Genomic DNA, 23,913 nt, shown 5'->3' with positions numbered 1-23,913 from the left:
CTCAAATTAAATTTTTAAAACTATCAAAAATTTCTTGAGTCTTTGCCAGGTATCTAAAAGCAATTAGATCTTCAATTTGATTTTGATCATAGATACTAAATTCCTCTATTTTGCGAGAATTGGCTGCGGAATTATATCCTCTTTTTACCTTCTTTTTCCAGTGTTCAAAAGATTTAGTGAAATAGTGATTTATGCGGGCACCTTTATAATCAGGCTCACTGGCACTGACACCTTTAAGCATGACGCCATGCTCATTTTTAAACCACTCGAGTGGTGCTCCTGATGCAGTGAAATAAGGAGCATCTAAGTTAAAAAAATGGGGATTCCCAGCAGAAACGATGCTTTCGGGGCGGACAAGTGATTTAATATGCCGATTCGGAAAAAAACTGCTCTCAGAGCGGCGAGTGAAATTTTTTATTATAAAACCATCTGGTGATTGTTGATGATTATTGGAACCATATAATGCCCAATTAACGGCAATTCCACCAGCATTTGGAAATGCCTGCAAGTATTTTTCGAGGGAAACAGGTAATTCAGGAATAAAAAATTCATCAGAATCAATAAAAGCCATCCATTCAAATTCTTTTCTGAATATCGAAGCGGCCGTTAAATAAGCATTTTCCTGATAAAGTGCACCTCTGTTTTGCCAAGGAATGACCCTTACATCCACAATTTTTGATATTGCCTGAAGCAGCCTAGGAGTCTCGTCAGTCGAACAATTGTCAAATATGATTTGAGTGTCAAAACCGACAGCGGAATGGAAAGCTACCCACTCCAGTATATCCTGGGCTTCATCCCGTACAACTAAACAGACTGCACTTTTAAACATATAATTTAAAAAACTTTTAATAGAATTATACCTGCTTTTTGTTATTTTAATGTCTGAGAAGAAAGATGCAAGAGGTATATGGCTTTTATGGGGTGCCTTCGTCTGATTAAACGTGTCATACGAGGGCGCTGAATTGGAATCCGGTAGGGCCATAGGAATTTTTGCCCCTTTCACGGCAGAAGGGGGCTTGGACGAGGATGGGTGGATAGCAAGAATCTTTAACCATCATTGAGCGTTGAAAATCGGTGAAAAATTCATGTATTTGGTATTGAAAGTACATTGTTTTGCTAATAATTAACCTAACGTAAATATTTTTGCTTGAAGAAATTTTTGTCTATCACTTCATGATGGTTGGGAGAGGATGATGACAAATTTTGTAAACACGTATTGATTGGTTGTTATAAAAAATATTAACGTAGCTTATATTTAAAAATAAACTGTAACAATATTTGGTTTGTGTGCGGAGCTTTAATGTCTTTTGTTAAATGTCCTTCTGTTGATGGGAGGGCGATTTTTGTAAAAAAAACGCCTGATATCAGGATTTATCATAACGTGGTGCTTGATGGATGGGCCTTATATGATTCTCAGCAAAGAGTTATTCCTGATAGCTCTTTTTTGAGGGGGGGGAATTTACAAAGCGTCCCTCAGCCTGCCTTTTTTACAAAGCTCAACCCCTTTTCAAGCCGCTCTAACGTGCCAAACGCAGACATGCTGTGGATTGGTCCAATTCATCTCCATTTTGGTCATTTTATTGTTAGCGTATTGGCTCGACTATGGCCTCTGCTGTCATCAATTCCCCCTACGTGGCAGTTGGCCTATGCAGGGGGGGACAAACATGATCTGTTTAAAATTGAGCATATTCGTGAGTGCTTTAATGCGCTTGGAATTTCTCCAGAAAGGCTTGTAAGAGTCGCTGAGCAAGGTACGCACATTCCTAGAATAGCTGTTGCGGAGCCGTCTTTTATAGAAAATCATTCAGTACATGAAGAATATTTTCTAACGCTCAAAATGATTGCCAATATGATTCAAGGTAACGTGCCAGATTATGAAATATCTGAGCAGCCGGTTTATTTTTCCAAAGAAAACCTGAAGTCTGGCGTTCGTAAAGTCATCAACGAGCATGATTTAACATCATATTTGAGCAATCATGGTATCAAAATAGTTTTCACTGAGTCGATGCCTTTTGCTGAGCAGATACGCTTGGTAACACAACACCGTAATATTATCGGATTTTCTGGTTCTGCAATGCACTTGACAGGATTTTCCGATAATAGAAGAATTTGTACATTATCGCATAGTATTAAAGCAAGTAGCAATCAGGCTTTGATTGATATGGTTACTGGAAATAGAAATTTGCATTTATTTCCCAAAGATGATTTGAGAAATTTAGGTAGAACAGAAAATTTTCACGAAATTTTGGAGATAAAAAACCCTTTGGAAATGGGCCAAAACTTGTTGAATATTTTGAATGGCTTTGTCCAAGGTTCACATCCAAAGGCTCAGTATTTTCCTGATCAACCAAGGTCTGTATCGCCTCTCGCTTTGAACGATGAGCCTTTCGGGGAAAACGTGGCCATCAAGGGAGTAGCAACCCAAAGCTCAATTTACACTGATAACGCGCATCACAACAACACGCCTGAAGGTGCTATAAGCGGCAAGCTGACAGGCATATATCAGTGCCAGACCACTCGACAGGACAAACCTTGGTGGCAGCTTGATCTGCAGAACACGCACCTCATTAATGAAATCAGAATTTACAATCGATGCGACGTAGCGAAGGAGAGACTAACGGATATGAGTTTGCTGCTGTCGATCGATGGACAGCAATGGGATGAAGTTGTGTCTCGTAAATTGGGGGATGCTGAAATAGGTGGTTTTGATGGAGAGCCGTTCAGATATCAGCCCACAGAGCAGATAGTAGCCCGCTTTATAAAAATTATGATCCCCAGGGAGGAATGGTTAGCTCTGGATCAGGTTGAAGTATTTGGAGAATCATTGCTGGAGAATGTGAATACTGAAGAGATGCCAGACGTGGAAGGGCAGTTGAAAGTGAAATATTTTTCTATGCTTTCGATTCCTATGTGGAATTTGGCCAATCATTGATTGGGTATGCTGAGGCTAAAATTGTTCTATTAACCGACGCCTACGCTTTATATAAGGGCGGCATGTTGACCGATTTCATCAAGATGCACGGGCTTGGGAACGATTTCGTTGTCTTTGACGCACGGAAAGGGCGCAAGCTCGCTCTTTCCGGCTCTCAGGCCGCAGCGATCGCTGATCGCCGTACCGGGGTGGGCTGTGACCAGTTGATCGTGCTGGAGCCATCCTCGGTGGCGGATGCCTTTATGCGCATCTACAATCCCGATGGTAGCGAGTCCGGTGCTTGCGGTAATGCTACGCGCTGTATAGCGGATCTGCTGCATCGGGATGGTATCGCCGCGCCCAGCATGGAAACCGTTGCCGGTCTCCTGCGGGCAGAAATCACCGGTGATGGCATCTGCATCGACATGGGGCAGCCAGGGCTGGGCTGGCGCGATGTGCCATTGGCGCGGGAGATGGATACGCTGTTCCTCCCGTTGGAAGCGCCTGGTTTGAAGATGCCGGCTGCCTGTTCCATGGGAAATCCCCATGCGACCTTCTTTGTAGCCGATCTGGCAGCGTTGGATATTCCGGCGACCGGACCAATGCTGGAGCATGATCCGTTGTTTCCGGAGCGGGCGAATATCGGCCATGCACAAATGCTATCCCGCTCTCATATCCGGTTACGGGTATGGGAACGCGGTGCCGGGCTTACTCTGGCATGCGGTACCGGAGCCTGCGCCACGTTGGTGAACGCAGTCCGGCGCGGTCTGGCGGAGCGGGAGGCTGTGGTGGAGCTGGATGGTGGCCAATTGCGGATCCACTGGCGGGAACAGGATGGGCACGTGCTGATGACTGGCCCGGCCGCGACAGTGTTTCATGGCCGCATTGCGCTGGAAAGCATCGCCGGATGAGCCATGATGCTGACGAAGTGGTGCAGGATATTTCCACGACTCCCGTGTCGGCCTCTGAGGCGGCAGGCGTCAATATCCTGACCTTCGGCTGTCGCCTCAACAGCTATGAGAGCGAGGTTATGCGGGGGCATGCGATTGCCCTCAGCGACACGATCATCGTCAATACCTGTGCCGTGACCGGTGAGGCAGAGCGTCAGGCGCGGCAGGCCATTCGCCGGGCGCATCGTGAACGTCCCGAGGCGCAGATTGTGGTAACCGGCTGTGCTGCGCAGCTCGATCCGGCACGCTGGGCTGCTCTGCCCGGTGTTACGAGAGTGCTGGGGAATGAGGACAAGCTGAAGCCGGAAAGCTGGGCACCGGATGCGCCTTCTGCCGTCTCCGACATCATGCAGGCCAAGGAAACAGCCGCGCATCTGGTGACGGAATTTGCAGGCCGTGCCCGTGCTTTCGTGCAGGTCCAGCAAGGGTGCGACCATCGTTGTACCTTTTGTATTATCCCGTTTGGTCGTGGCCCGAGCCGTTCCGTGCCGATCGGCGCCATTGTTGATCAGGTGCGCCTGTTGGTACAGCGCGGGTATCAGGAAGTCGTGCTGACCGGCGTGGACATCACCAGCTACGGCCCTGATCTTCCGGGGGCGCCGGGGCTGGGGCAGATGATGCGCCGCCTGTTGGCGCTGGTGCCGGAGCTGCCGAGGCTGCGGCTGTCCTCGCTGGATCCGGAGGAGATCGACGAGGATTTGTGGCAGCTGATTGCCGAGGAGCCACGCCTGATGCCGCATCTGCATCTCAGCCTTCAGGCCGGTTCCGACATGATCCTGAAGCGTATGAAGCGACGTCATTCCCGCGCTGGAGCGCTGGAGACCGTGGCCCGGGCGCGCCGTCTCCGGCCCGGCATTGCCATCGGTGCCGATGTCATCGCCGGGTTTCCGACTGAAACCGATGAATTGTTTGAGGAAACGCTGGCTTTTGTGAGGGAGGCGCAACTGCCTTTCCTGCATGTTTTCCCCTACAGCGAGCGCCCCGGCACGCCTGCAGCCCGCATGCCCGCGATCCCGGTGGCGGAGCGGCGTGCGCGTGCGGCCAGATTGCGGGAGGAAGCGGCGCGGCAGGCAGAGCCGTTTTTCAGTGTCCAGATTGGCCAGACCATCAGCCTGCTGACGGAGACTGAGCAGGCAGGGCATAGTGAGCATTTCATCCCGACCCGCCTGTCCCGTCCGACTGAGCCGGGGCGTCTGATGAAAGCCATTGTGGTTGGGGCCGACCAGCGTGGTCTGGTGGCCGATGAAGTGGGGACAGCCTGAATGGCGCTCGGTTTTTTCAGCAAGCTCAAGGAAGGGCTTGCACGCAGCACGCAGAAGCTGACCACCAATCTGACCTCGGTGATCAGCCGACGCCGTCTGGATGATGCGGCGCTGGAGGAACTGGAGGAGGCACTGATTGCTGCTGATCTCGGTACCTCGGTGGCGGCTCGTGTGATTGAGGCCTTCCGTCGCGCCCGCTTTGGCCGGGAAGTGACGGAGGAAGAGATCAAGACCGCTCTGGCCGAGGAGATCGCGCAGATCCTGCGTCCGGTGGCCATTCCGCTGGAGCCTGATCTGACGCGCAAGCCGCATGTGATTCTGATGGTGGGTGTAAACGGCACCGGCAAAACCACGACGATCGGCAAGCTGGCCCAGAGCTGGAAAGATCAGGGGCTACGCTCCATTCTGGTGGCGGGTGACACATTCCGTGCGGCCGCGGTGGAGCAGTTGCAGGTCTGGGGAGAGCGTGTCGGTGCCCCGGTGATCTCCGGCCCTCCCGGTGCGGATGCGGCTGGTCTGGCCTTTGATGCGCTGGCAAAGGCGCAGGCGGAGCAGGCCGATATTCTGCTGATCGACACGGCTGGCCGCCTGCACAATAAAGGCGCGCTGATGGAGGAACTGAGCAAGATCATCCGCGTGATGCGCAAGCATGATGAAACGGTGCCCCATTCGATCCTGCTGGTGCTGGATGCCACCACCGGCCAGAACGCGGTGGAGCAGGTGCGGGTGTTCAAGGACATGGTGAACATCACCGGTCTGATCGTCACCAAGCTGGATGGCAGCGCCCGGGGTGGTATTGTTGTGGCACTGGCCGAGGATTTCGGCCTGCCGGTCCATGCGGTGGGGGTTGGTGAGAAGGCGGGTGATCTGCGGCCGTTCGATGCAATGGAATTCGCACGTGGGCTGGTCGGAGCCGTATAGCCTTCAGGCGGATATTGTTTGCTTGGGGGTGGTTTTGCGGGGCATCACGTCCCTGACGTGATGCAGGGGGAGACGAACAGGGTGCCTCGCCATGCTCCGATGATGGTTCTGGCGCTGACCAGCAGCCACATCGCGGTGAGAATGGCAGCAAGGAAGGTGCCGATCAGGCTGAAGAACCCGGCTTCCAGCATGACTCCAAGCCTGAATGTCGCCACCGTGTAGACACCAAGCGGGAAGGTATACCCCCACCAGCCGAGATTGAACGGCACCCCGGCGCGCCAGTAACGGATGGTGATGAGGGTCGCCAGCATCATCCACCACAGCCCAAACCCCCAGAGCAGCAGGCCCGCCAGAACACCCAGCCCCTGTACCGTCACACCAATGGCAGCCATATGATGCTGTGCCAGAATGGCGGGCGCATCCGCTCCGATCAGCAGCATCCCGAGAGCGCCAGTGCCGATCGGCCCCAAAGCCAGCCAGGAGGAGGCCGCCATACTGTCATGCGGCAGCTTGTGCAGCGCCATTCTCAGTACCAGCAGGGTCAGGATACTGAACGCGATCGGCACTGAGCAGGCCCAGAGCACACAGGATGTCACCAGCATGGTGAACTGATCCCCGCTGTCCACCAGATGGGGGGCGAGCAGACCACCGCTGGCACCGGCGACTTCCGCGGCCACAACAGGCAGCAGCCAGACTGCTGTCATGCCATCCAGACTATGCTCATGGCGGGTGAACATCAGATACGGGATCGCCACACCACAGGCGAGCGACATGGCGACGTCGATCCACCACATCATCTCGGCCACGGATATGATGCCGGGGCCGAAGCGGTTGATACCGAACGCCACACAGCCATTGATGATGGTGGCCAGTCCCATCGGGATGGTGCCGATGAACATCGAGACGGTGTTATGGCCGAAAATACGGCGTGCTTCATATCCGAACAGACTCCAGCGTGCGGCGTAGAGCAGGGTGAACAGCATGAACAACGTGATGTTCAGGAACCACAATGCTTCACCAAAAGGTTGCAGCGCCGGACCGATGCCAGGCACCTGCGGCAGGGTAAGTGCCAGAATGCCGGTGCCCATGGTTGCGGCAAACCAGTTCGGGGTGAACTGACGAACGATTTCCCTTGGGTGATCGAGACGCTTGAAAGGTCTGAGACCTGAAATGACAGCCTGTAAGATGCTCATGATTTCAGTTCCCTGATCAGATCGGTGAAGGCATCGGCGGCGCGGCTGCGATAGCGTTCCTTGTGGCGCAGCGCGTGAAACGAGCGGTCGGGCAGAACAAGAGGCAGTTCGATGAGATCACCCTCCGTTAAGGCGCGCTCCACCACCAGCCGGGACAGCATGGCCACGCCGGCCCCGGCTTCAACCGCGCCGCGCACGGCCTCGTTGGAGGGTAGTGTCATGGCAATGGTGAGGCTGGTCGGATCAATCCCGTGTGCGTGTATGATCCCGTCGCAGGTGGATCGCGTCCCAGATCCCTTTTCCCGCATGATCCAGCGTGCGGTGCGCAGCCACTGCGTATCGACAGGACCGGTGCTTTCACGGCTGACCAGTACCATTGGATCGGTTGCCATCACCCAGCGGGCCAGTGAAGCTTCGTCGACCATGCCCTCGATAAAACCGAGATCGGCAGAACCGTTTAGAATCCGGGCGGCAACGCCTTCGGTATTGTCGATACCCAGTTCAAGCGTGATTTGCGGATAGCGCGTGCGGAAAGCGGCAAGGCGGGGTGGCAGCCAGTAACTGGCGATGGTCTGGCTGGCAACGATGCTCAGCGTGCCACGTGCCATGTCGGTGAACTCGGCCAGCATTTTTTCCGCATGAGCGGCCTGCCTTATGACGAGACGCGCTTCATCCAGAAAGGCGCGACCGGCTTCGGTCAGGGTGATCCCGCGTCCGACACGATGAAACAGTGCCACGCCATAGCGCGCCTCCAGCGCGGCAATGGCGCTGGAGGCTGCGGATTGTGTGATATTCAGCGCTTCGGCTGCCCGTGTGACATGCTCACGTTCTGCAACCCCGATGAATATACGTAATTGTTCCAGCGTCATGATCAGATCTCCTGCTGAAAAGATACGGAGATCTGATCAATCTTACTAACAGTTTAATTCGTTTATTTTAATCTGAAAATCAGAATGATTGAAGAGCGGTTTTAAGTGCCGGAGGCATGCAGCCTCCTGCTGCTCCGGCCCTTGTCCGATCAGGAGAGGTCAGAAATTGAAGGTAATATTGCCAAACACGGTACGCGGAGAGCCGGGCATGATGCGCAAGGCCCCGAGACTATTGGCGTAGTAGGTGGCATCCGTCAGGTTGGTGGCATTCACCGCCAGCCGCACATGTTGCGTCAGCGGATAGTAAGCCAGCGCATCCAGCGTGACATAGGAAGGCAGAATCACGCCGCCGTCATTGCTGGTGGCTGCCCTGTTACTGCGATAGATCACACCGGCCCCGACGCCGAGACCTTTCAGCGGGCCGGTCTGGACTTCATAGACATTCAGCAGGGACAGGGTGTGGCGTGGCACATTGATCAGCGGTGTGCCGTAGGCCAGTTGTACATCCTTGGTCACCATCGCATCGGTAAAGGCATAGCCGCCAATCACCTGCCAGCCCGGCAGGGGCGATCCGGCGACGGCAACGTCAAAACCGCGGCTGCGCGCTGCACCAGTGGCGATATTGAAATTGGCGTTGTTGGGATCGACTGTCAGCACATTGCTTTTGTCGATGGTAAACAGGGCTGCCTGAATGCTCAGCCGGTTGTCGATCAGATCGAGCTTGGTGCCGACTTCATAAGCCGTTCCCTGTTCCGGCGCGAAGGCCGTGCCGGAAGCACTGACGCCGCTATTCGGCTTGAAGGATTGCGCAACACTCGCATAGACCGATGCAGCATTGGACAGTTCGTAAATCAGCCCGGCACGCGGCGTCGGCACCAGATCTGACTGGCTGGTAGTGGTGTTCCTGTTCTGCAACACGATCTGCTGATTGAAATAATTCAGCCGCAGCCCGAGCAGGAATTTGAGCCGCCGGGTGAGATCCATCTGATCCTGCGCCACCAGCGCGCCACTATAGCTCAGTTCCTGCGTATCGTTCGTGATGCCCAGCGGCGGTGTCAGGCCAGTATAAACCGGATTGAGCACGTTAATGAGATCCGGAAATTGCTTGGCGTTGGAGCTCATGAACAATTCGCGCTCGGTATAGCGTTCGAATTCGGCCCCCAGCAGCAGCGTATGCCGTACCCGGCCGGTGGAGAGATGGCCGGTGGCGTAGCTCTGGGCGATCAGATCGTTCCAATGATAGTCACGATACCGGCGGGAGCGGGACATCAGAACAGAGTTGGCGGGCAGGCTTGCCCCCTCGGTCGCAAAGCCGGTGAGGGCACCGTCCATGACCTGAACCCCGCCACGCAGGCTCCAGTCCTGATTGAATTTATGATCCACCCTTAACTGGACGACAGCGCTTTTGTTGCGGATCAGCTTGTCATCCGGTTCACCGAGGAAAGTGGAGATTGGTACCGGGCCAAGCTGGTTATTGATGGGCACGACGCCGCGATCAAACGTCGCATCTGCCTGCATCAGCTGGGTTTCCAGCGTGACGGTGGTGTTGGGTGAGGCGCGCCAGCTGAGCACAGGGGAGACAACCTGACGATTGCTGTGAACTGTGTTGCGAAAGCTGCCGCTGCGTTCACCAGCCATATTCAGGCGATACAGCAGCGTGTGATCGGCGTTCAGCGCTCCGGTCGCATCGACGCTGCCGCGTGCGAGGGCGTAGCCACCGAATATGCTGTTCACGCTGACGGCGGATTGATCCAGTGGCTGCTTGGTTTCGATATTGAACGTGCCGCCCGGATCGCCACGCCCGAATACCAGTGCTGCCGGTCCGCGCAGCAGATCGACATTCTGGATGGTGGATGCATCTGGCATCGGCTGATAACCGCGCGCCCCGGCGGCAAAGCCGTTGCGGTAATATTCGGAGGTCGCAAAACCGCGCACCACGTAATTATCGAGCGACAATCCGCCAAATGTATTGCCGACATCAAAGCCGCCACCATAGCGCAGCGCGGTATCGACCCGGGTTGCGGCAAGGTCTTTCAGTACCTGATCCGGTACCACGGTCACGGACTGAGGCACATCGCGCACGGGCGTATCGGTTCTGGTGGCGCTGCGTGTCACCGGGATCAGAAAGTCCTGCGAAGGCGAGGTATGGACCTGTTTCCCCCCCTGACCGGATACGGACAGGGTCGGAAGTTCAGGACTCTCTGCTTCCAATTGCTGGGCGACGGCCAGGCCTGGCATGGCGACAATCCAGAGCAAGGACAGGCATGGAAGCCCGATTTGCCATGCAAGAGGCTGACGATCGTGAGGAAGGGAACGTAATAGGGATGGCATCGTGGTTTTCGCTCGAAAGGCTGCATCAGCATGGTGGCGCTCTGGCCAGTCACGCGGTGCATGCCGCAGGAAGCCGGGACAAAAAGCGGATCAGGTGATTGCCTGTATCCGCCGGATGAAAGGAGAATCACGATGTGGAAAAGGGAGGTCCCCGTGCGCGGGCTACGAACAGAACACGGGTTGACAGCGCATCATCTGATGCAGGCCATACGAGGCGGACGGAAGCCGTGTGGCTGAATGCGGCCAGCCCCGTTTCCGATGCAGGAAAAAGGACAGGCATGACGGCAAGGCGGCAGATCGGACAGCCGTCATGGCCATGACAATCCCCGGCAGGTCTGTCGGGGAAGGAATCCGGATCAGCAGGCGTATGGCCGGCAGGGATTTCTTCCCTGTCCGAACGTATTTCTGAGACGCCATGCGTGGTGTCTGCGCTTTGATGCGTGCAGGGTGGGCTCTGTGGCGTGAAGGTGTCACTTCTGGCCGCATGGAGTGCCCAAGTGTAGGGATGGGTGGAAGGCCAGGCTGCCCAGACAGGTAAGACAAGCTGGATTAGAATGACCAGGGCCGCAAGACCGGAAAAACGGTTTTCCGCCCGTAGGCGTCTTGCCCCGCACAGCATCAATGTGCTCGCCACCAGACGAAGCACCAGCCGGGCATGGCCTGCCACTGCATCAGCCTGTGGAAATGCGTGTGGTGCAGCCCAGGAAAGGGCCCCTTGTTTTTCATAGGGCGGGTTTAATCATTCGTCATCTTTTCGCCAATGAGAATTATTCAAATCAAGTCAATTATTTCAGTCTCGTACAGACAAAAGCCACTCTTTAAAATACGATTTAAAAATGTCATTTGTGACTTTTTCGCAACTATTTAGATCGTATTTTGATGTGAATATGGAATGAGATTGACATAATTTGAATAAAAAATATGACATCTCGCCGTCAGGTTTCGTTCACTCATATGGTTGAGCAAGGCAGTTGTTGAAATTTTATATCGCAATAATCTGTTGCGTTATAGAAACAATCTATGTGTGAGACCTGATGGTCTGGATCGGGCTTTATTGAAGTTTCCCTAGGCAGTGGCACTGATCGATCACTGCCGCTGGGCGGTAAAACAGGAATTACTTTGTCATGTCGAAGGTCTTCAGGACGCGCGGCGTCAGTCGTCTGCCCAGGATATCTGTGTCCGGATTGTTGTCGGTGGCTGGGCTCAGCGTGGCATCGTCATTATGCCCGGTGCAGGGATGGGCGGCTGATCAGCAGACAACAGGAAGCCGCGTCTCCTCAACCCTCGGCAGTGCGCCGGACATATCGACTGATCCTGAACTGGTGAAGCTGAAGAAGAACAAGCCGGGCCAGATCCCTACCGTGCATCAGGGGCCATGGGGCGTGTTCAATGCCGAGGCCGGGGTGGCTGCCGGTTTTGGTCCGGTGGCACGGTATGGTCAGGTTCGCTGGGCGGAGGACTGGAGCTATCTGCGTGATCCCTCCCTGCGCAAGGATTTCTTCGATCCGCTGAAATTCGTGAAACTGAACGATAGCGGCTCCATTTACGTGACGTTCAACGGCAGCGAACGTTTACGTAATTTCTTCGATCAGGCACCCTTTTATGGTTACCAGTCGAAGAAAAGCTCTGATCGTCTGCTGCTGCGCAGCCAGTATGGCGCCGATGTTCATCTGGGCGATCATTTGCGCATTTATACCGATGTCATCAGCGGCCAGGCATGGGGGCATAATTATTTTGGCTATAATGGCACCCAGCGCACCAATATGGACTTTCTGAACCTGTTTGCGGAAGTAAAGGGTAAGGTTCTGGGCGGTCAGGGTGGCATCATTGTTGGTCGGCAGCAGTTTCTGGATGTGCCGAACTATATGATTTTCGATCGCAGCAATCCGAATATCCCGCAGAGTTGGGAAGGCGTGCGTGCCTATAATGTGTGGTCACGCTTCCGCGTTGATGTGTTCGACTTTGTATCTGTCGATGAAAGCCGCTCCGGAGCGTTCAAATTCCGTGAATCCTGGGGAAACCGGCTGTGGGGTGCATATGGCAGCTACGCCCTGCCTAGTTTCAAATTCCTTGGCAAATCCAGTCAGATCTTCGCCGATCTGTTTTACATGGGCTATCTGGTTGGCGGCTCCAATGCTTCGATCGCGAACGCCAAGGTGGGCGGCACCACCCCCGGTACCACCCATCGTGACAATGTCGGCGTGCGGTTCTGGGGTAAGGCTGGTCCGATAGAATTCAGCCTTGGTGGTATCTATCAGGGTGGTGAGTTCCGACCCAAAGGAGGAGGAGCCGCCCGTCCTGTCGAGGCGTTTGCCCTGAATAACGTTATCGCATGGCGGTTCAGCAAAGTGTATGGTACGCCTTCCCTCGGGATACAGGCGGACTATTACTCCGGCGGTAATTACAACGACAAAACCGGGACAATCGGCACGTATATCACGCCTTTCTCCCCATCGACGAGCTATCTGGATTCTTCCACCTATCTGGCGCCGGGTAATCTGATTTCAGTAGGACCGAACCTGCTTTGGGTGCCGCTGAACGCAGTTGCCATTCGTGCCCGTCTGCCGCTCAATTGGCGTGCCAACACGGATGATGCGGTCCACGGCACCAACCGCATCTATCCGCCGCGTGGTAATTTGCAGGGTGGTTTCATAGGCTTCAATCCCCAGCTTTCCGTGGCGCTGCGGATCAACCAGCATCTGACATTCACCAACGATTTCGCCCACATGTTCCTGTCGGACGGTATGCACAAGGCCGGTGCCAAAGATGGATTCTTCTGGCTGAGCACGCTCGAATACCGTTTCTGAGCCAAAAATCATGGATATCAGGGCTCCGGTATCTATGCCGGAGCCTTTTTCATGTCGGGCATAAAGCCATAAGTTCCCTGTTCACTAACTGTTCATCATGATGCGATAGCCAGAACTAAGTGAAGCCTGTATACATTTAAAAAACGGCTTGGCGGCTACCTTCAAGAACGGTTATCCCCAGATGCCTCTGCGACAAGAGACGCTTCCCCTGACCGAATGTGATCGTGAACCGATCCACACGCCCGGTGCCATACAGCCCTATGGCTTCCTGATCGCAGTCTCACGTCTGTGGAACGTGACGCATGTATCCGAGAACATTGCCGACTATCTTCCGGCCTCGGCTTCTACGGTGTTGGGTTGCTCCCTGATCACGTTGTTGCCGCCGGAAACGGTTCATGCACTGCGGGGCGCCGTGCAGATTCTGGGCAGTGCCGCAATGACGGAGCGTCTGTTTGGTTTGAAGCTGCGCCATGATGAAGAGGCCGTGCTCTATGATTTTTCCATCCATATCATAGCCGATACCTATGTGATCGAGGTCGAGCCATCGGTATGCGGCAATGGCGGCCGGAATGATGTTTCCAGCACCGTCAGGATGATGTTCGGACGGTTGCAGCAGAGCCGGGGCATAGCACCGCTCTTTCAGGAGGCCACGCGACAGATTCGCGCCCTGACCGGTTATGACCGTGTCATGATCTATCGTTTCGCCGAGGATGGATCGGGGGAGGTTGTGGCGGAAAGTCTTCGTTCCGGCACGGAATCCTGTCTCGGCCTGCATTATCCGGCCACCGACATTCCACGCCAGGCGAGGACGCTCTACGAACGCAGTTGGCTCCGTCTGATTGGCGATACAGAGGACAAAACCTGCCCTCTTTTGTCTCTGTCGGAGCAGACAGCACCGCTGGATATGTCACTTTCCACTTTGCGGGCGGTCTCACCGGTACATGTGCAATATCTGCGCAATATGGGTGTGGTGGCTTCTGCCTCGATTTCGATCCTGCTCAGCGGGCAGTTATGGGGGCTGATTGCCTGTCATGCCATGCGTCCGCTGTGGCTTGCCGCAGACCGCCGGGCGGTCATGGAGATGTTTGGCCAGATGTTCTCCCTGCTGCTGGACAGCCGGAAGGGGGAAATCCAGCAGGAGCGTGATGACCGTCTTCGAGACTTGCTGGAAGATCTGTTGCCTGCGTTGCGGGAGCAGGGTGGAGGCGGATTGCGGCACTATCTGGCCGCGATCGCCGATATGGTCCCGTGTGACGGCGTGGCAGTCGTGCTGAGCGGCACCGTGTCAGCGTATCAACTGGTCCCTTCAGAGGCTGCGATCATGACGCTGGTCGGTTTGCTGGATCATGCACGGCGTGGCGAGCTTTATGCCTCTGCGCGGATAAGGGCAGTGTTTCCCGCCCTTGCGCAATATCCACATTTTCCGCCCGGTGTGCTGGCCGTCCCGCTTTCTCCTGAAGGGTCTGATTATCTGTTGTTTTTCCGGCAGGAAACCATCAGCACCGTTACATGGGCCGGTAATCCTCATGGCAGCAAATTGCAGGGTGAGGACGGCATCCTGTCTCCGCGCAGCAGCTTTGCCGCATGGACGGAGACAGTGGAAGATCAAAGCCTCGCCTGGACCACAACGGATGTCAGGATCGCTGCAAATCTGCGTGCCGGACTGATGGATATTCTGTTGCGGCGCCCCGCCAATGGTCAGCAGCGAGGTGAACAGGGCCTGTAAAAACTCTTCCTTCCGTGCCCGCTTTATTGAACAACGATTTTAGGGCCACTCTGTCGTTTCGAGGGGATTTTTGCCCAAATTCTCCGGGCCAGCTCGGAGAAAGCCTGCGCCGCCTGACTGGCGGGCGCTGCGGCAACCACAGGCGTTCCGGAATCCGCCGCTGCACGGATATCGAGCAGCAGGGGAATTTCACCGAGAAAATCGGTTCCCAGCCGTTCCGCTTCTTCCTTCACCCCGCCATGAGAGAAAACGTCGCTGCGATGGCCGCAATTGGGGCAGCAGAAATAGCTCATGTTTTCCACGATCCCCAGCACCGGCACATGAGTTTTGCCGAACATGGCAACCCCCCGCCGCGCATCTGCCAGCGCCAGATCCTGCGGGGTGGAGACGATAACCGCCCCCGCCAGTGCCACACGCTGCGCCATGGTGAGCTGTGCATCGCCGGTACCGGGGGGCATGTCGACAATCAGCACATCCAGATCACCCCATGCGACCTGTCCCATCATCTGTTCCAGGGCACCCATCACCATCGGGCCACGCCAGATCATTGCCTCGTTCTGATCGACCAGGAAACCGATCGACATCGCTTTCAGCCCCCATGTCTCGATCGGGATCAGCCTGCCATCCCGGGCTTCCGGCTTGCGGGTTTCTCCAAGCAGCAGGGGCAGGCTTGGCCCGTGAATATCGGCATCCAGCAGCCCCGCCTTCAGCCCCATCTGTGCCAGAGCCACGGCGAGATTAACCGCTACAGTGGATTTGCCGACCCCGCCTTTGCCGGAAGCCACCGCGATGACGGCTCCAACATCTGTCAGCAGTCGGGGGCGGGGTTGGGCACCTTGCCCATGGCCGGGCCCATGGCCGGGCGCTGCCTGTGCGGTGGTGGTAGGGGCGTCGTGATGCGCGGTCAGTACCACGGTGGCATTGCGAATACCGGGCTGGCGTGACAGCACGGTTTCAGCAGCCTTGCGAACGGTTTCCATCTCTGCCGCCCGCTCCCGCGTGGCGCGAAGGGCCACCTGTACCAACCCATCACGGCTTTGGATACTGTCGATCAACCCGGCACTGACGATATCTTTCCCGGTCGCGGGATCGGTGACTGCACGCAGAACCTCCCTCAATTGCGCGTCCGGCGGCGTTCCGTGGGAGGAGGGGGTGTCGTTCATGATTGACGTTCCTTTGCGCTCGGGCCTTTGCGCTCGGGCCTTTGTGCTTGGGCTGGCTCACTCAGGCTGTTTCCGGGGCGTTGCCGCGGGATAGGCGTGGCAGCCGCCCTTCGCAAGAGCAAGACTGCACAAGAGGGTGGCACGGGAGGCATGAACCATTTTTCTGTCTTGCTCCCTTTGTTTCCTGCAAGGCCTGTTTCTGCAACCCGCAGCAGGGAGTGCTACTTAATGAGCGGGAAGGTCAGGGAACAGTTTCATGTTTCCGTGACCCTTGCCCGTCTTTGGCGCCACGCGCAGAATTGGCATCAACAGGTCTTTGAATGACGGCGTAGCTGACGCCTGAACAGTCTACCGGAGGAATATCTGGTCCATGGCTTATCCTACCACCCTACAGACCGAATCGCACCCAGCCGACAAGGCATTGCAGCGTCGGAGCCGTCGCCTGCGGGCAGGGCTGGCTCTGGCGGCGATGATCCCGTTGGCAACAGGGCTGGTTCCGGGCGGTTTGCCGCTTTATCCGGCCATGGATGCACAGGCGCGCGAAGCACCGGCCAGCTTTGCCGATCTGGCTGAAAAACTGCTTCCGGGGGTGGTCAATATTTCCTCCACCACGACCATCGCCCGTGGGCCTGAAGGCCCGGGACCGGGACCGGATATGCCGCAATTCCCGCCGGGATCTCCGTTCGAGAAATTCTTCCGTGATTTCATGAATCGCCATCCCCTTCCGGGCCAGCCACATGGCGGAGAGGAAGGAGCCCCCCGTCGGGCACAAAGCCTCGGTTCCGGATTTATCGTCGATGCGAAGGAGGGAATCGTCGTCACGAATAATCATGTGATTGACGGGGCGGACGAAATCACCGTCATCCTGCAGGACAACACTCCGCTCAAGGCGAAGGTGCTGGGCCGGGATGAACGGCTTGATATTGCTGTCTTGCAGGTGACACCTCCCAAGGACAAGCCGCTGACCGCCGTACAGTTTGGTGATAGCGACAAGGAGCGCGTGGGGGACTGGGTGCTGGCAATCGGTAATCCGTTTGGTCTGGGGGGGTCCGTCACGGCTGGTATCGTCTCGGCGCGCGGGCGTGATATCCATCAAGGGCCGTATGATGATTTCCTCCAGACGGACGCCGCCATCAATCGCGGCAATTCCGGTGGACCGCTGTTCAATATGGATGGACAGGTGATCGGCATCAACACTGCCATTTATTCTCCCTCCGGCGGTTCCATTGGCATCGGTTTCGCCATTCCTTCCAGGCTGGCGCAGAACGTGGTGGATCAGATCCGTAAATTCGGTCGTGCCCGACGTGGTTGGCTGGGCGTGCGGATTCAGCAGGTCACGCCTGAAATCGCTGAAAGCCTCGGGTTGAAGGAAACCAACGGCGCCATGATCGCGGGCGTGAATGAGGGCGGTCCAGCGGACAAAGCCCATCTTCAGAATGGCGACATCATCCTGAAATTCAACAATCAGGATGTGAAGGATATGCATTCCCTGCCACGTGTGGTGGCGGAAACCCCGATCGACGAGACCGTACCGGTGGTGGTATGGCGCGGCGGCAAGCGGGTCACACTGGATGCCCGCGTCGGTGAAATGCCGGATGATGTCAAACAGGCCGCTTCGGAAAAGACCAAGCCCGGCAGCAATAACAGCGCCCAGCTTGTTATCAGGGAGCTCGGCCTGACGGTTGCAGCCCTATCGCCAGAGGTGCGGGAGCATTTCAATCTGCAGGGTGATCAGAAGGGCGTGGTGATCGCTAACATCGCTTCCGGTTCAGCAGCGGAGCAACGGGGCCTTAAACCGGGCGATGTCATTGTTGAGGTGCAGCAGGAACCGGTGGCTGCGCCGAAGGATATCACGCAGCGTCTGGAAGCCGTGCGTAAACAGGGCCGTAAATCCGTTCTTCTGTTGATTCAGGGACAGGACGGGCTTCGCTGGGTACCGCTGCCGCTCAGCTGAGGGCGGGATTGCCGTTGCCCTGTGTGGGATAGAGTGGGATAGGGCAGAGGAAGGCTATGGAGCCGGCTGGTCATCGCCAGCCGGTTTTTTTTGCACATAAAATACTATTTTTATTCGTTATATAATATTTTTACGAAAATTTTATAAATCCATATTGACGTAAATTCTTCGTGCATATAGCAGATTAAATATAACTAACATCAATGGTTGATTGATCAATGAACTACTTATGTAGGATGTAATTTTTACGCTTTGGCGTGTGATCAGCCATCCGACCCTTTCTTTCTGAAAAAGTGTGTATCCCCATGTCATTCCAACGGGTACGTGATCGCGTACGCGCCAGCTCCCGCCTTGCCGTAACGCTGCCACCGGTTGCTCTTGGGTGTGTGCTGATGGCGGGATCTGCCATGGCGCAGACCTCAGGGACCACCAGATTGCCCGGTTCCACCATCTCTGATGCGCCGAACCCGCGTGTGGTGGCGGGTCTGATCAAGCCGATCCAGACCAAGGAAATCAGGGATGACGAAGGTCCGCTGGGACCGCTGGCCCGCAATCTGCTGAAGCGTGGTATTTCGTTCCACGTCTCCCTGTTCGATTTCTTCAGCTCCAACCCGAGTGTTGGTCAGGATACCGGCAATACGGTCAATTCTACTTACCTGCTGACAGGTGCGGATTTCGATCTCGACAAAATTCTGGGCATCCATCATGCCAGGCTGCATTTCGAGGAAACATTTTTTGGCCTCCGTGCTAACAATATAGAAGCCACCAAGCAGTTTTCAGACAGCAGCGCAGGCTATCAGACCACCTATAATCTGCGTTCTGAACAGTTATCGACGCTGACTTATGAGCAGACGTTTTTCAATGACCGTCTGAACATTGAACTGGGGCGCACGCATCCGAACCGTTTCTTTGCCCTGCCGACCTGCCAGACACTGAACAGCTGCTATAACAATATTCTCTATCACAATGCCGGGTATATTTCGCCGCTTTATTCAATGTGGGGTGGTCGCGTCAGTTACGCACTGACACCCACCACCTATATCGAGGCTGGATCATTTGCGGCGCATCCGGATGCCAATGCCCATAGCGGATGGGATTGGGGGCAGGAGCCTAATCCGGGTGCGCTGACATTGGTCGAGATCGGCCACAAGACCGGATATGATACGCAATTATATCCCGGCCGATATTCTCTGACCGGTTTTTATAATTCCAGTTCCCATCCGGATAATGACACGACTGCCTATGGACGGTCTCGGGGTCTCAATCCGGGCGATCCGGTGCGTAACCGTCATGGCACGCAGGGAATTGTCATCAACACCGAACAGGTTGTGTGGCGTGCGGATGGTGGACATCCGGATGCTGGCAGTCTGCGTCCTTCAAAATCCAATCCCACGGCCATTTCGCTTTATAGTGGATTTGGATATTCCTTTGATTCAACAGTACCTTTTCAGTCTGATCTGTTTGTTGGCGCCAATCTGCACGCTCCTTTCGCATCACGTCCCTATGACCGTTTTGGCGTCAAGTTCCGTTGGGTGCGGATGAACGGAAGTTTTGCCCGCTATCTGGCGGAAGCAAATGCGGAGGCTGGCGGATCAGGAGCCGGCTTCTCCCGCGATAAGGCGATTTTCGAAATCAACGCTCATGTACAAGTGTTTTCGGCCATCGCGCTGGAGCCGGTGGTGCAATATGTGCTCAATCCTGACAGCTACTATAATCCTTATTCGGCCAGACGCCCGCGGGACGGGTGGTATGTCGGTGCTGCCCTGATCGTTCCGGTTGGTGCCATGCTTGGGTTGAAGCCACTATGAGCGCCGGAGAGCAAAATCATCCCATTCTTTCGCTGGAGGGGATTGGTCTCAGCTTTGGCCGGGCGGTGGTGTTGTCCGATCTGTCCTTCACAGTCGGGCAACAGGAAATCCGCGCCATTATCGGACCGAATGGTGCGGGCAAAAGCTCACTGATCAACATCATCAGCGGGTTGTATCAGCCTGATCATGGCACGATCCGCTATGATGGCGTGCCATACCGGCGCATGCGGCCGGAGCGTCTGGCGGCGCACGGTGTGGCGCGCACATTCCAGAATCTGGCCCTGTTCGGTGCGCTGAGTGTGCGGGAAAACGTGTTGCTCGGGCTGCGTGGGGTGACGCGGCCGGATGTGAAACCTGCCTCTGTTCTGGCGGAGTTTTTCAATCTCCCCCGTGCCCGGCGTATCCGCGACCGTGCCCTGGAGGAAACCGATGTCACGCTGCGCCAGCTCGGTCTGGGGGAGATCGCGGATCGCCCTGCGGCCTCTCTGCCTTACGGACTGCGCAAGCGGGTGGAGCTGGCGCGCGCTCTGGTGGCCCGTCCGCGTCTGCTGCTGCTCGATGAGCCGTTTGCAGGGATGGAAGCACAGGACCGGCATGACCTCGCTGCCCTGATCCGCAGCGCGCATCAGGAACGTGGCGGTGCCATCCTGTTGATCGAACACGATATCGGGTTGGTGCTGAGCCTCGCGGATCGGGCGGTGGTGCTGGATTACGGGCGGCTGATCGCTGATGGCACGCCTGCCGAGATCCGCGCTGATCCGGCTGTTCTGGCGGCCTATCTGGGACGACGCAGCAATGAGGCGGCCCAACAGGGGAGGGCGGCATGAGCTTTTTTCTGGCGGTTCTCACGGGGGGCCTGCTTTCCGGCGTGATGTATGCGCTGGTCGCTCTGGGCTTCGTGCTGATCTACAAGGCTTCGGGTGTGCTGAACTTCGCGCAGGGCAGCATGCTGCTGTTCGCGGCACTCACCTATGTCAGCCTGGTCGAGCGTGGTCTGCCGGTCTGGCTGGCCGTGCTGGTAACGCTGCTGGCCCTGATCCTGCTGGGCAGCGCCATTGAACGCTTCGTGCTGAGGCCGCTGATCGGGCGTCCTTCCATCGTGCTGTTCATGGCGACTCTGGGTGTCAGCTATTTCATCGAGGGGGCCTCCCAGCTTGTCTGGGGTTCGGATGTACACGCGCTGTCACTGGGAATTTCCGATAGCCCGGTTTCCCTTGGTGGTGTGCTGGTCAGCAGGCTCGATCTTGTGGCGGCGGCCGTGGCCGGTGTGCTGGTCACGGTGCTGGCCCTGTTTTTCCAGTACACGCCAGCCGGTCTGGCATTCCGCGCCGTAGCGGATGATCAGCGTGCGGCACTGGCAATCGGCCTGCGCCTGACACGCATCTGGGCATTGGTCTGGGCGGTGGCTGGTGGTGTCGCACTGGTGGCCGGTTTGCTGTGGGGCGCGCGTCTCGGCGTTCAGTTCTCGTTGTCGCTGGTGGTGCTGAGGGCGCTGCCGGTGCTGGTACTGGGCGGGTTCGGCTCCATTCCGGGGGCCATTGCCGGTGGCCTGCTGATCGGTGCCGCGGAGAAATTGGCGCAGGTCTATCTCGGCGATGTGCTGGGGAACGGTATCGAAAGCTGGTTCGCCTATGTGCTGGCGCTGGTGGTCCTGCTGATCCGCCCGAACGGGTTGTTCGGCGGTGGCGCGACGCAGCGCGTGTAAGACAGGGAAAAGCAGACAATGCTCTCATACATCTGTGATGCGGTGATCCTGCCGTTCCTGTCGCTCTCCGTTGCCGCGCTGGGGCTGACAGTGGTGACGGGGCGAGCCGGGCAGTTATCGCTGGGAACCGGTGCATTTATGGCCATCGGTGCGTTCTCAGCCTATGATCTGGATGCCTATGTGCCGGGTACACCGCAACTGGTCAGTCTGCTGTTCGGTGGTCTGGTGGCGGCTGCAGCCGGTCTGGTCGTTGGACTTCCCAGTCTGCGTCTGCGTGGTTTCTATCTGGCTGTCACCACGCTGGCCGCGCAGTTTCTGGTGCCATGGCTGCTGACCAATATTGGCTGGTTCTCGCTGGATGATCCGTCCGGCGTGCTGAGTGCACCGGTTCTGAGGATCGGGTCGTTTGTGTTCGATACGCCGGTGGCACGGGCAGGCTTTGCGGCTGCGGTGGTCGCTGTGTTGACGGCGGTGCTGCTGCGTCTGTCCCGCACAAAGGCCGGGCGTGACTGGATCGCCGTGCGCGACATGGAAACCGCGGCCACTGTGGTCGGGGTTCCCGTTCTCCGGACCAAGCTGACGGCATTTGCAATCAGCTCCTTCTTCTGCGGTGTGGCTGGTGTGCTGTGGGCTTTTGCCTATCTGCGCACTGTCGAGCCGGCCGGATTCGACCTCAACCTGTCTTTCCGCATTCTGTTCATCGTCATTATTGGCGGCGCAGGTTCTTTTGCCGGCGCGTTTCTCGGCACGGCTTTCATGGTGACGATGCCGCTGCTGCTCTCGCGCCTTGCGGATTACCTCGGTGGTGGGGCCATTGATTCCGGGCAACTCGCCAATATCGAAAAAATGCTGATTGGCGGCCTGATTGTTCTGATTCTGATCCGTGAGCCGGATGGCTTATCAGCCCTGCTGCGCCCACGTCAGGCTACGCGCAAGGTCAGCCTTTCAAAATCTCTCTCTCAGGAAACAGTGTAATGAAGAAAAGTTCTTTTGTGCGCTCTGCTGTTGCCATACTGGCGCTGGGGACTGGTTTGGCTTCATCCTTTCCCGCATGGGCGGACGAGCAGTATTTCCCGCTGCAAACCTATCGCGTCGGGCCTTATGCCGCGGGTGGCACTGGCGGGGCTGGTGGTTACATTGATTATCTGACGCTGATCAATGAGCGCGACGGTGGTGTGAACGGTGTCAAACTGACCTGGAGCGAATGCGAAACCGGATACATCGTGGAAAAAGGCATTGAGTGCTACGAACGCCTGAAAAATCATCAGCCCCCGCCGACGGCCTGGAATCCGATGAGTGTTGGTATCGCCTATGCGATGCTGGAGCGGGTGGCGAAGGACAAGGTGCCGATGCTGACCATCAATCATGGTCGTACCGACACGACTGATGGCGCGGTGTTTCCTTATGTATTTCCGTTGCAGCTCAATCCGTGGAGCGAGACTTCCGCGATCATCAACTATATTGGCCAGCGTCTGGGCGGTGCTGACAAATTGAAGGGCGCGAAGATTGCGGTGCTGTATCACGGTTCACCCTACGGCAAGGAGACAATCCCGATTTTTGCTCTGCTGGCCAAGAAATTCGGATTCAGCGTGACAGAGATCGAGGTTCCTGATCCGGGCAGCGAGCAGCAATCCCAGTGGTTGCAGATTCAGCGGCTGAAGCCCGATTTCGTGGTGCTTCGCGGTTGGGGTGTGATGAATCCGGTGGCCCTGCGCACCGCGGTGCAGACCGGATACCCTGTTGATCACGTCATCGGCAATGTATGGAGCAATTCCGAGGAAGATGTCCGCCCGGCAGGCGATGCCGCAAAAGGCTATATCGCGGTGACGACACATCCGGCAGGGGACCAGTTCCCTGTTCTGAAAGAAATCAGGGACATTGTTTACAAGAACGGAAAGGGCAATCTCCAGGATCAATCCCGTATCGGCAGCGTGTATCACAATCTTGGCATCATCAATGGCATTCTGACGGTTGAAGCCATTCGTACGGGCCAGGCCAAATTTGGCCACCGCAGCCTGACAGGTGAGGAAATGCAGTGGGCGCTGGAGCATCTCAAGCTTGACGATGCCCGCATTGCGCAACTGGGTGCAACAGGGCTGATCCAGCCGATTACCCTGTCCTGCGCTGATCATGAAGGGGGTGGCGCCGTGCGCTTCCAGCAATGGGACGGCACGAAATGGACGCCGATTACGGACTGGATTCATGCGGATCGCGCCCTGCTGCGGCCTCTGATCGAGAAATCAGCCAATCGTTACGCCCGTGCCCATAACATTACACCGCGTGACTGCAAGGCGCTGGATCAGCCTTCCTGAA

Annotated in this window: 17 protein-coding genes; 12 read left to right on the top strand and 5 right to left on the bottom strand. The window is 56.3% G+C overall.

What is annotated here, in order from left to right; genetic code table 11:
- Position 1 precedes the first annotated feature (1 nt).
- A complete protein-coding gene (locus GbCGDNIH8_RS07795) occupies positions 2–982 on the bottom strand; it encodes a glycosyltransferase family 92 protein (protein WP_081368908.1) in 981 nt (326 codons plus the stop codon).
- Positions 983–1,300: 318 nt separating this feature from the next.
- Between GbCGDNIH8_RS07795 and GbCGDNIH8_RS07790 the strand changes: the two genes are divergently transcribed.
- From GbCGDNIH8_RS07790 to ftsY, 4 genes are all read left to right on the top strand, one after another.
- Positions 1,301–2,932 carry a glycosyltransferase 61 family protein gene (locus tag GbCGDNIH8_RS07790; protein ID WP_081368907.1) on the top strand — a complete coding sequence of 544 codons (1,632 nt, stop codon included), beginning with the start codon at positions 1,301–1,303 and terminating at the stop codon, positions 2,930–2,932.
- A 62-nt stretch (positions 2,933–2,994) separates the two neighbouring features.
- On the top strand, positions 2,995–3,822 hold the full coding sequence (gene dapF / locus GbCGDNIH8_RS07785) for a diaminopimelate epimerase (protein WP_072572760.1): 828 nt from the start codon (positions 2,995–2,997) through the stop codon (positions 3,820–3,822).
- A 119-nt stretch (positions 3,823–3,941) separates the two neighbouring features.
- On the top strand, positions 3,942–5,123 hold the full coding sequence (gene mtaB, locus GbCGDNIH8_RS07780; RefSeq protein ID WP_253736161.1) for a tRNA (N(6)-L-threonylcarbamoyladenosine(37)-C(2))-methylthiotransferase MtaB: 1,182 nt from the start codon (positions 3,942–3,944) through the stop codon (positions 5,121–5,123).
- Positions 5,124–6,044 carry a signal recognition particle-docking protein FtsY gene (ftsY, locus tag GbCGDNIH8_RS07775; RefSeq protein ID WP_072572759.1) on the top strand — a complete coding sequence of 307 codons (921 nt, stop codon included), beginning with the start codon at positions 5,124–5,126 and terminating at the stop codon, positions 6,042–6,044.
- 44 nt (positions 6,045–6,088) lie between these two features.
- On the opposite strand, the gene GbCGDNIH8_RS07770 is transcribed toward ftsY, so the two are convergent.
- The 3 genes from GbCGDNIH8_RS07770 to GbCGDNIH8_RS07760 form a co-directional block, all read right to left on the bottom strand.
- Positions 6,089–7,237 (bottom strand): TDT family transporter, encoded by a 1,149-nt coding sequence (locus GbCGDNIH8_RS07770; RefSeq protein ID WP_072572758.1) that lies wholly within the window; start codon positions 7,235–7,237, stop codon positions 6,089–6,091.
- Positions 7,234–8,106: a LysR family transcriptional regulator gene (locus GbCGDNIH8_RS07765; protein ID WP_072572757.1), complete on the bottom strand. Its 873-nt coding sequence runs from the start codon at positions 8,104–8,106 to the stop codon at positions 7,234–7,236. The genes GbCGDNIH8_RS07770 and GbCGDNIH8_RS07765 overlap by 4 nt, the downstream gene beginning before the upstream one ends.
- Positions 8,107–8,265: 159 nt before the next feature.
- On the bottom strand, positions 8,266–10,344 hold the full coding sequence (locus GbCGDNIH8_RS07760) for a TonB-dependent siderophore receptor (protein WP_157692586.1): 2,079 nt from the start codon (positions 10,342–10,344) through the stop codon (positions 8,266–8,268).
- A 1,286-nt stretch (positions 10,345–11,630) separates the two neighbouring features.
- On the opposite strand from GbCGDNIH8_RS07760, the gene GbCGDNIH8_RS07750 reads away from it, so the two are divergent.
- Both GbCGDNIH8_RS07750 and GbCGDNIH8_RS07745 read left to right on the top strand, forming a co-directional pair.
- Positions 11,631–13,244, top strand: coding sequence for an alginate export family protein (locus GbCGDNIH8_RS07750; RefSeq protein ID WP_157692585.1), 1,614 nt, complete (start codon positions 11,631–11,633; stop codon positions 13,242–13,244).
- Between the two features lie 181 nt (positions 13,245–13,425).
- Complete coding sequence (locus GbCGDNIH8_RS07745; RefSeq protein ID WP_072572755.1) at positions 13,426–14,970, top strand: GAF domain-containing protein; 1,545 nt, start codon at positions 13,426–13,428, stop codon at positions 14,968–14,970.
- A 23-nt stretch (positions 14,971–14,993) separates the two neighbouring features.
- Here the strand turns inward: GbCGDNIH8_RS07745 and GbCGDNIH8_RS07740 are convergent, their stop codons facing one another.
- A complete protein-coding gene (locus GbCGDNIH8_RS07740) occupies positions 14,994–16,133 on the bottom strand; it encodes an Mrp/NBP35 family ATP-binding protein (protein ID WP_072572754.1) in 1,140 nt (379 codons plus the stop codon).
- Positions 16,134–16,503: 370 nt separating this feature from the next.
- On the opposite strand from GbCGDNIH8_RS07740, the gene GbCGDNIH8_RS07735 reads away from it, so the two are divergent.
- The 6 genes from GbCGDNIH8_RS07735 to GbCGDNIH8_RS07710 all read left to right on the top strand — a co-directional run bounded on the left by GbCGDNIH8_RS07735 (position 16,504) and on the right by GbCGDNIH8_RS07710 (position 23,912).
- Positions 16,504–18,087, top strand: a complete 1,584-nt coding sequence (locus tag GbCGDNIH8_RS07735; RefSeq protein WP_072572753.1) for a DegQ family serine endoprotease — start codon at positions 16,504–16,506, stop codon at positions 18,085–18,087.
- Positions 18,088–18,392: 305 nt separating this feature from the next.
- The gene (locus tag GbCGDNIH8_RS07730) at positions 18,393–19,895 is read left to right on the top strand and encodes a carbohydrate porin (RefSeq protein WP_253735984.1); all 1,503 of its coding nucleotides are present in this window, start codon (positions 18,393–18,395) and stop codon (positions 19,893–19,895) included.
- On the top strand, positions 19,892–20,722 hold the full coding sequence (locus GbCGDNIH8_RS07725) for an ABC transporter ATP-binding protein (protein ID WP_072572751.1): 831 nt from the start codon (positions 19,892–19,894) through the stop codon (positions 20,720–20,722). Before GbCGDNIH8_RS07730 ends, GbCGDNIH8_RS07725 begins: the two co-directional genes overlap by 4 nt.
- Positions 20,719–21,600: a branched-chain amino acid ABC transporter permease gene (locus tag GbCGDNIH8_RS07720; protein WP_011632189.1), complete on the top strand. Its 882-nt coding sequence runs from the start codon at positions 20,719–20,721 to the stop codon at positions 21,598–21,600. Before GbCGDNIH8_RS07725 ends, GbCGDNIH8_RS07720 begins: the two co-directional genes overlap by 4 nt.
- 18 nt (positions 21,601–21,618) lie before the next feature.
- Positions 21,619–22,575, top strand: a complete 957-nt coding sequence (locus GbCGDNIH8_RS07715; RefSeq protein WP_072572750.1) for a branched-chain amino acid ABC transporter permease — start codon at positions 21,619–21,621, stop codon at positions 22,573–22,575.
- Positions 22,575–23,912, top strand: a complete 1,338-nt coding sequence (locus GbCGDNIH8_RS07710) for an ABC transporter substrate-binding protein (protein WP_095206438.1) — start codon at positions 22,575–22,577, stop codon at positions 23,910–23,912. The genes GbCGDNIH8_RS07715 and GbCGDNIH8_RS07710 overlap by 1 nt, the downstream gene beginning before the upstream one ends.
- Position 23,913: the final 1 nt, after the last annotated feature.

The organism is Granulibacter bethesdensis, assembly GCF_001889545.1.
Lineage (GTDB): Bacteria > Pseudomonadota > Alphaproteobacteria > Acetobacterales > Acetobacteraceae > Granulibacter > Granulibacter bethesdensis_B.
Note: the sequence above shows the minus strand (reverse complement) of the source record. Positions and strands in the feature narration are given on the sequence as shown.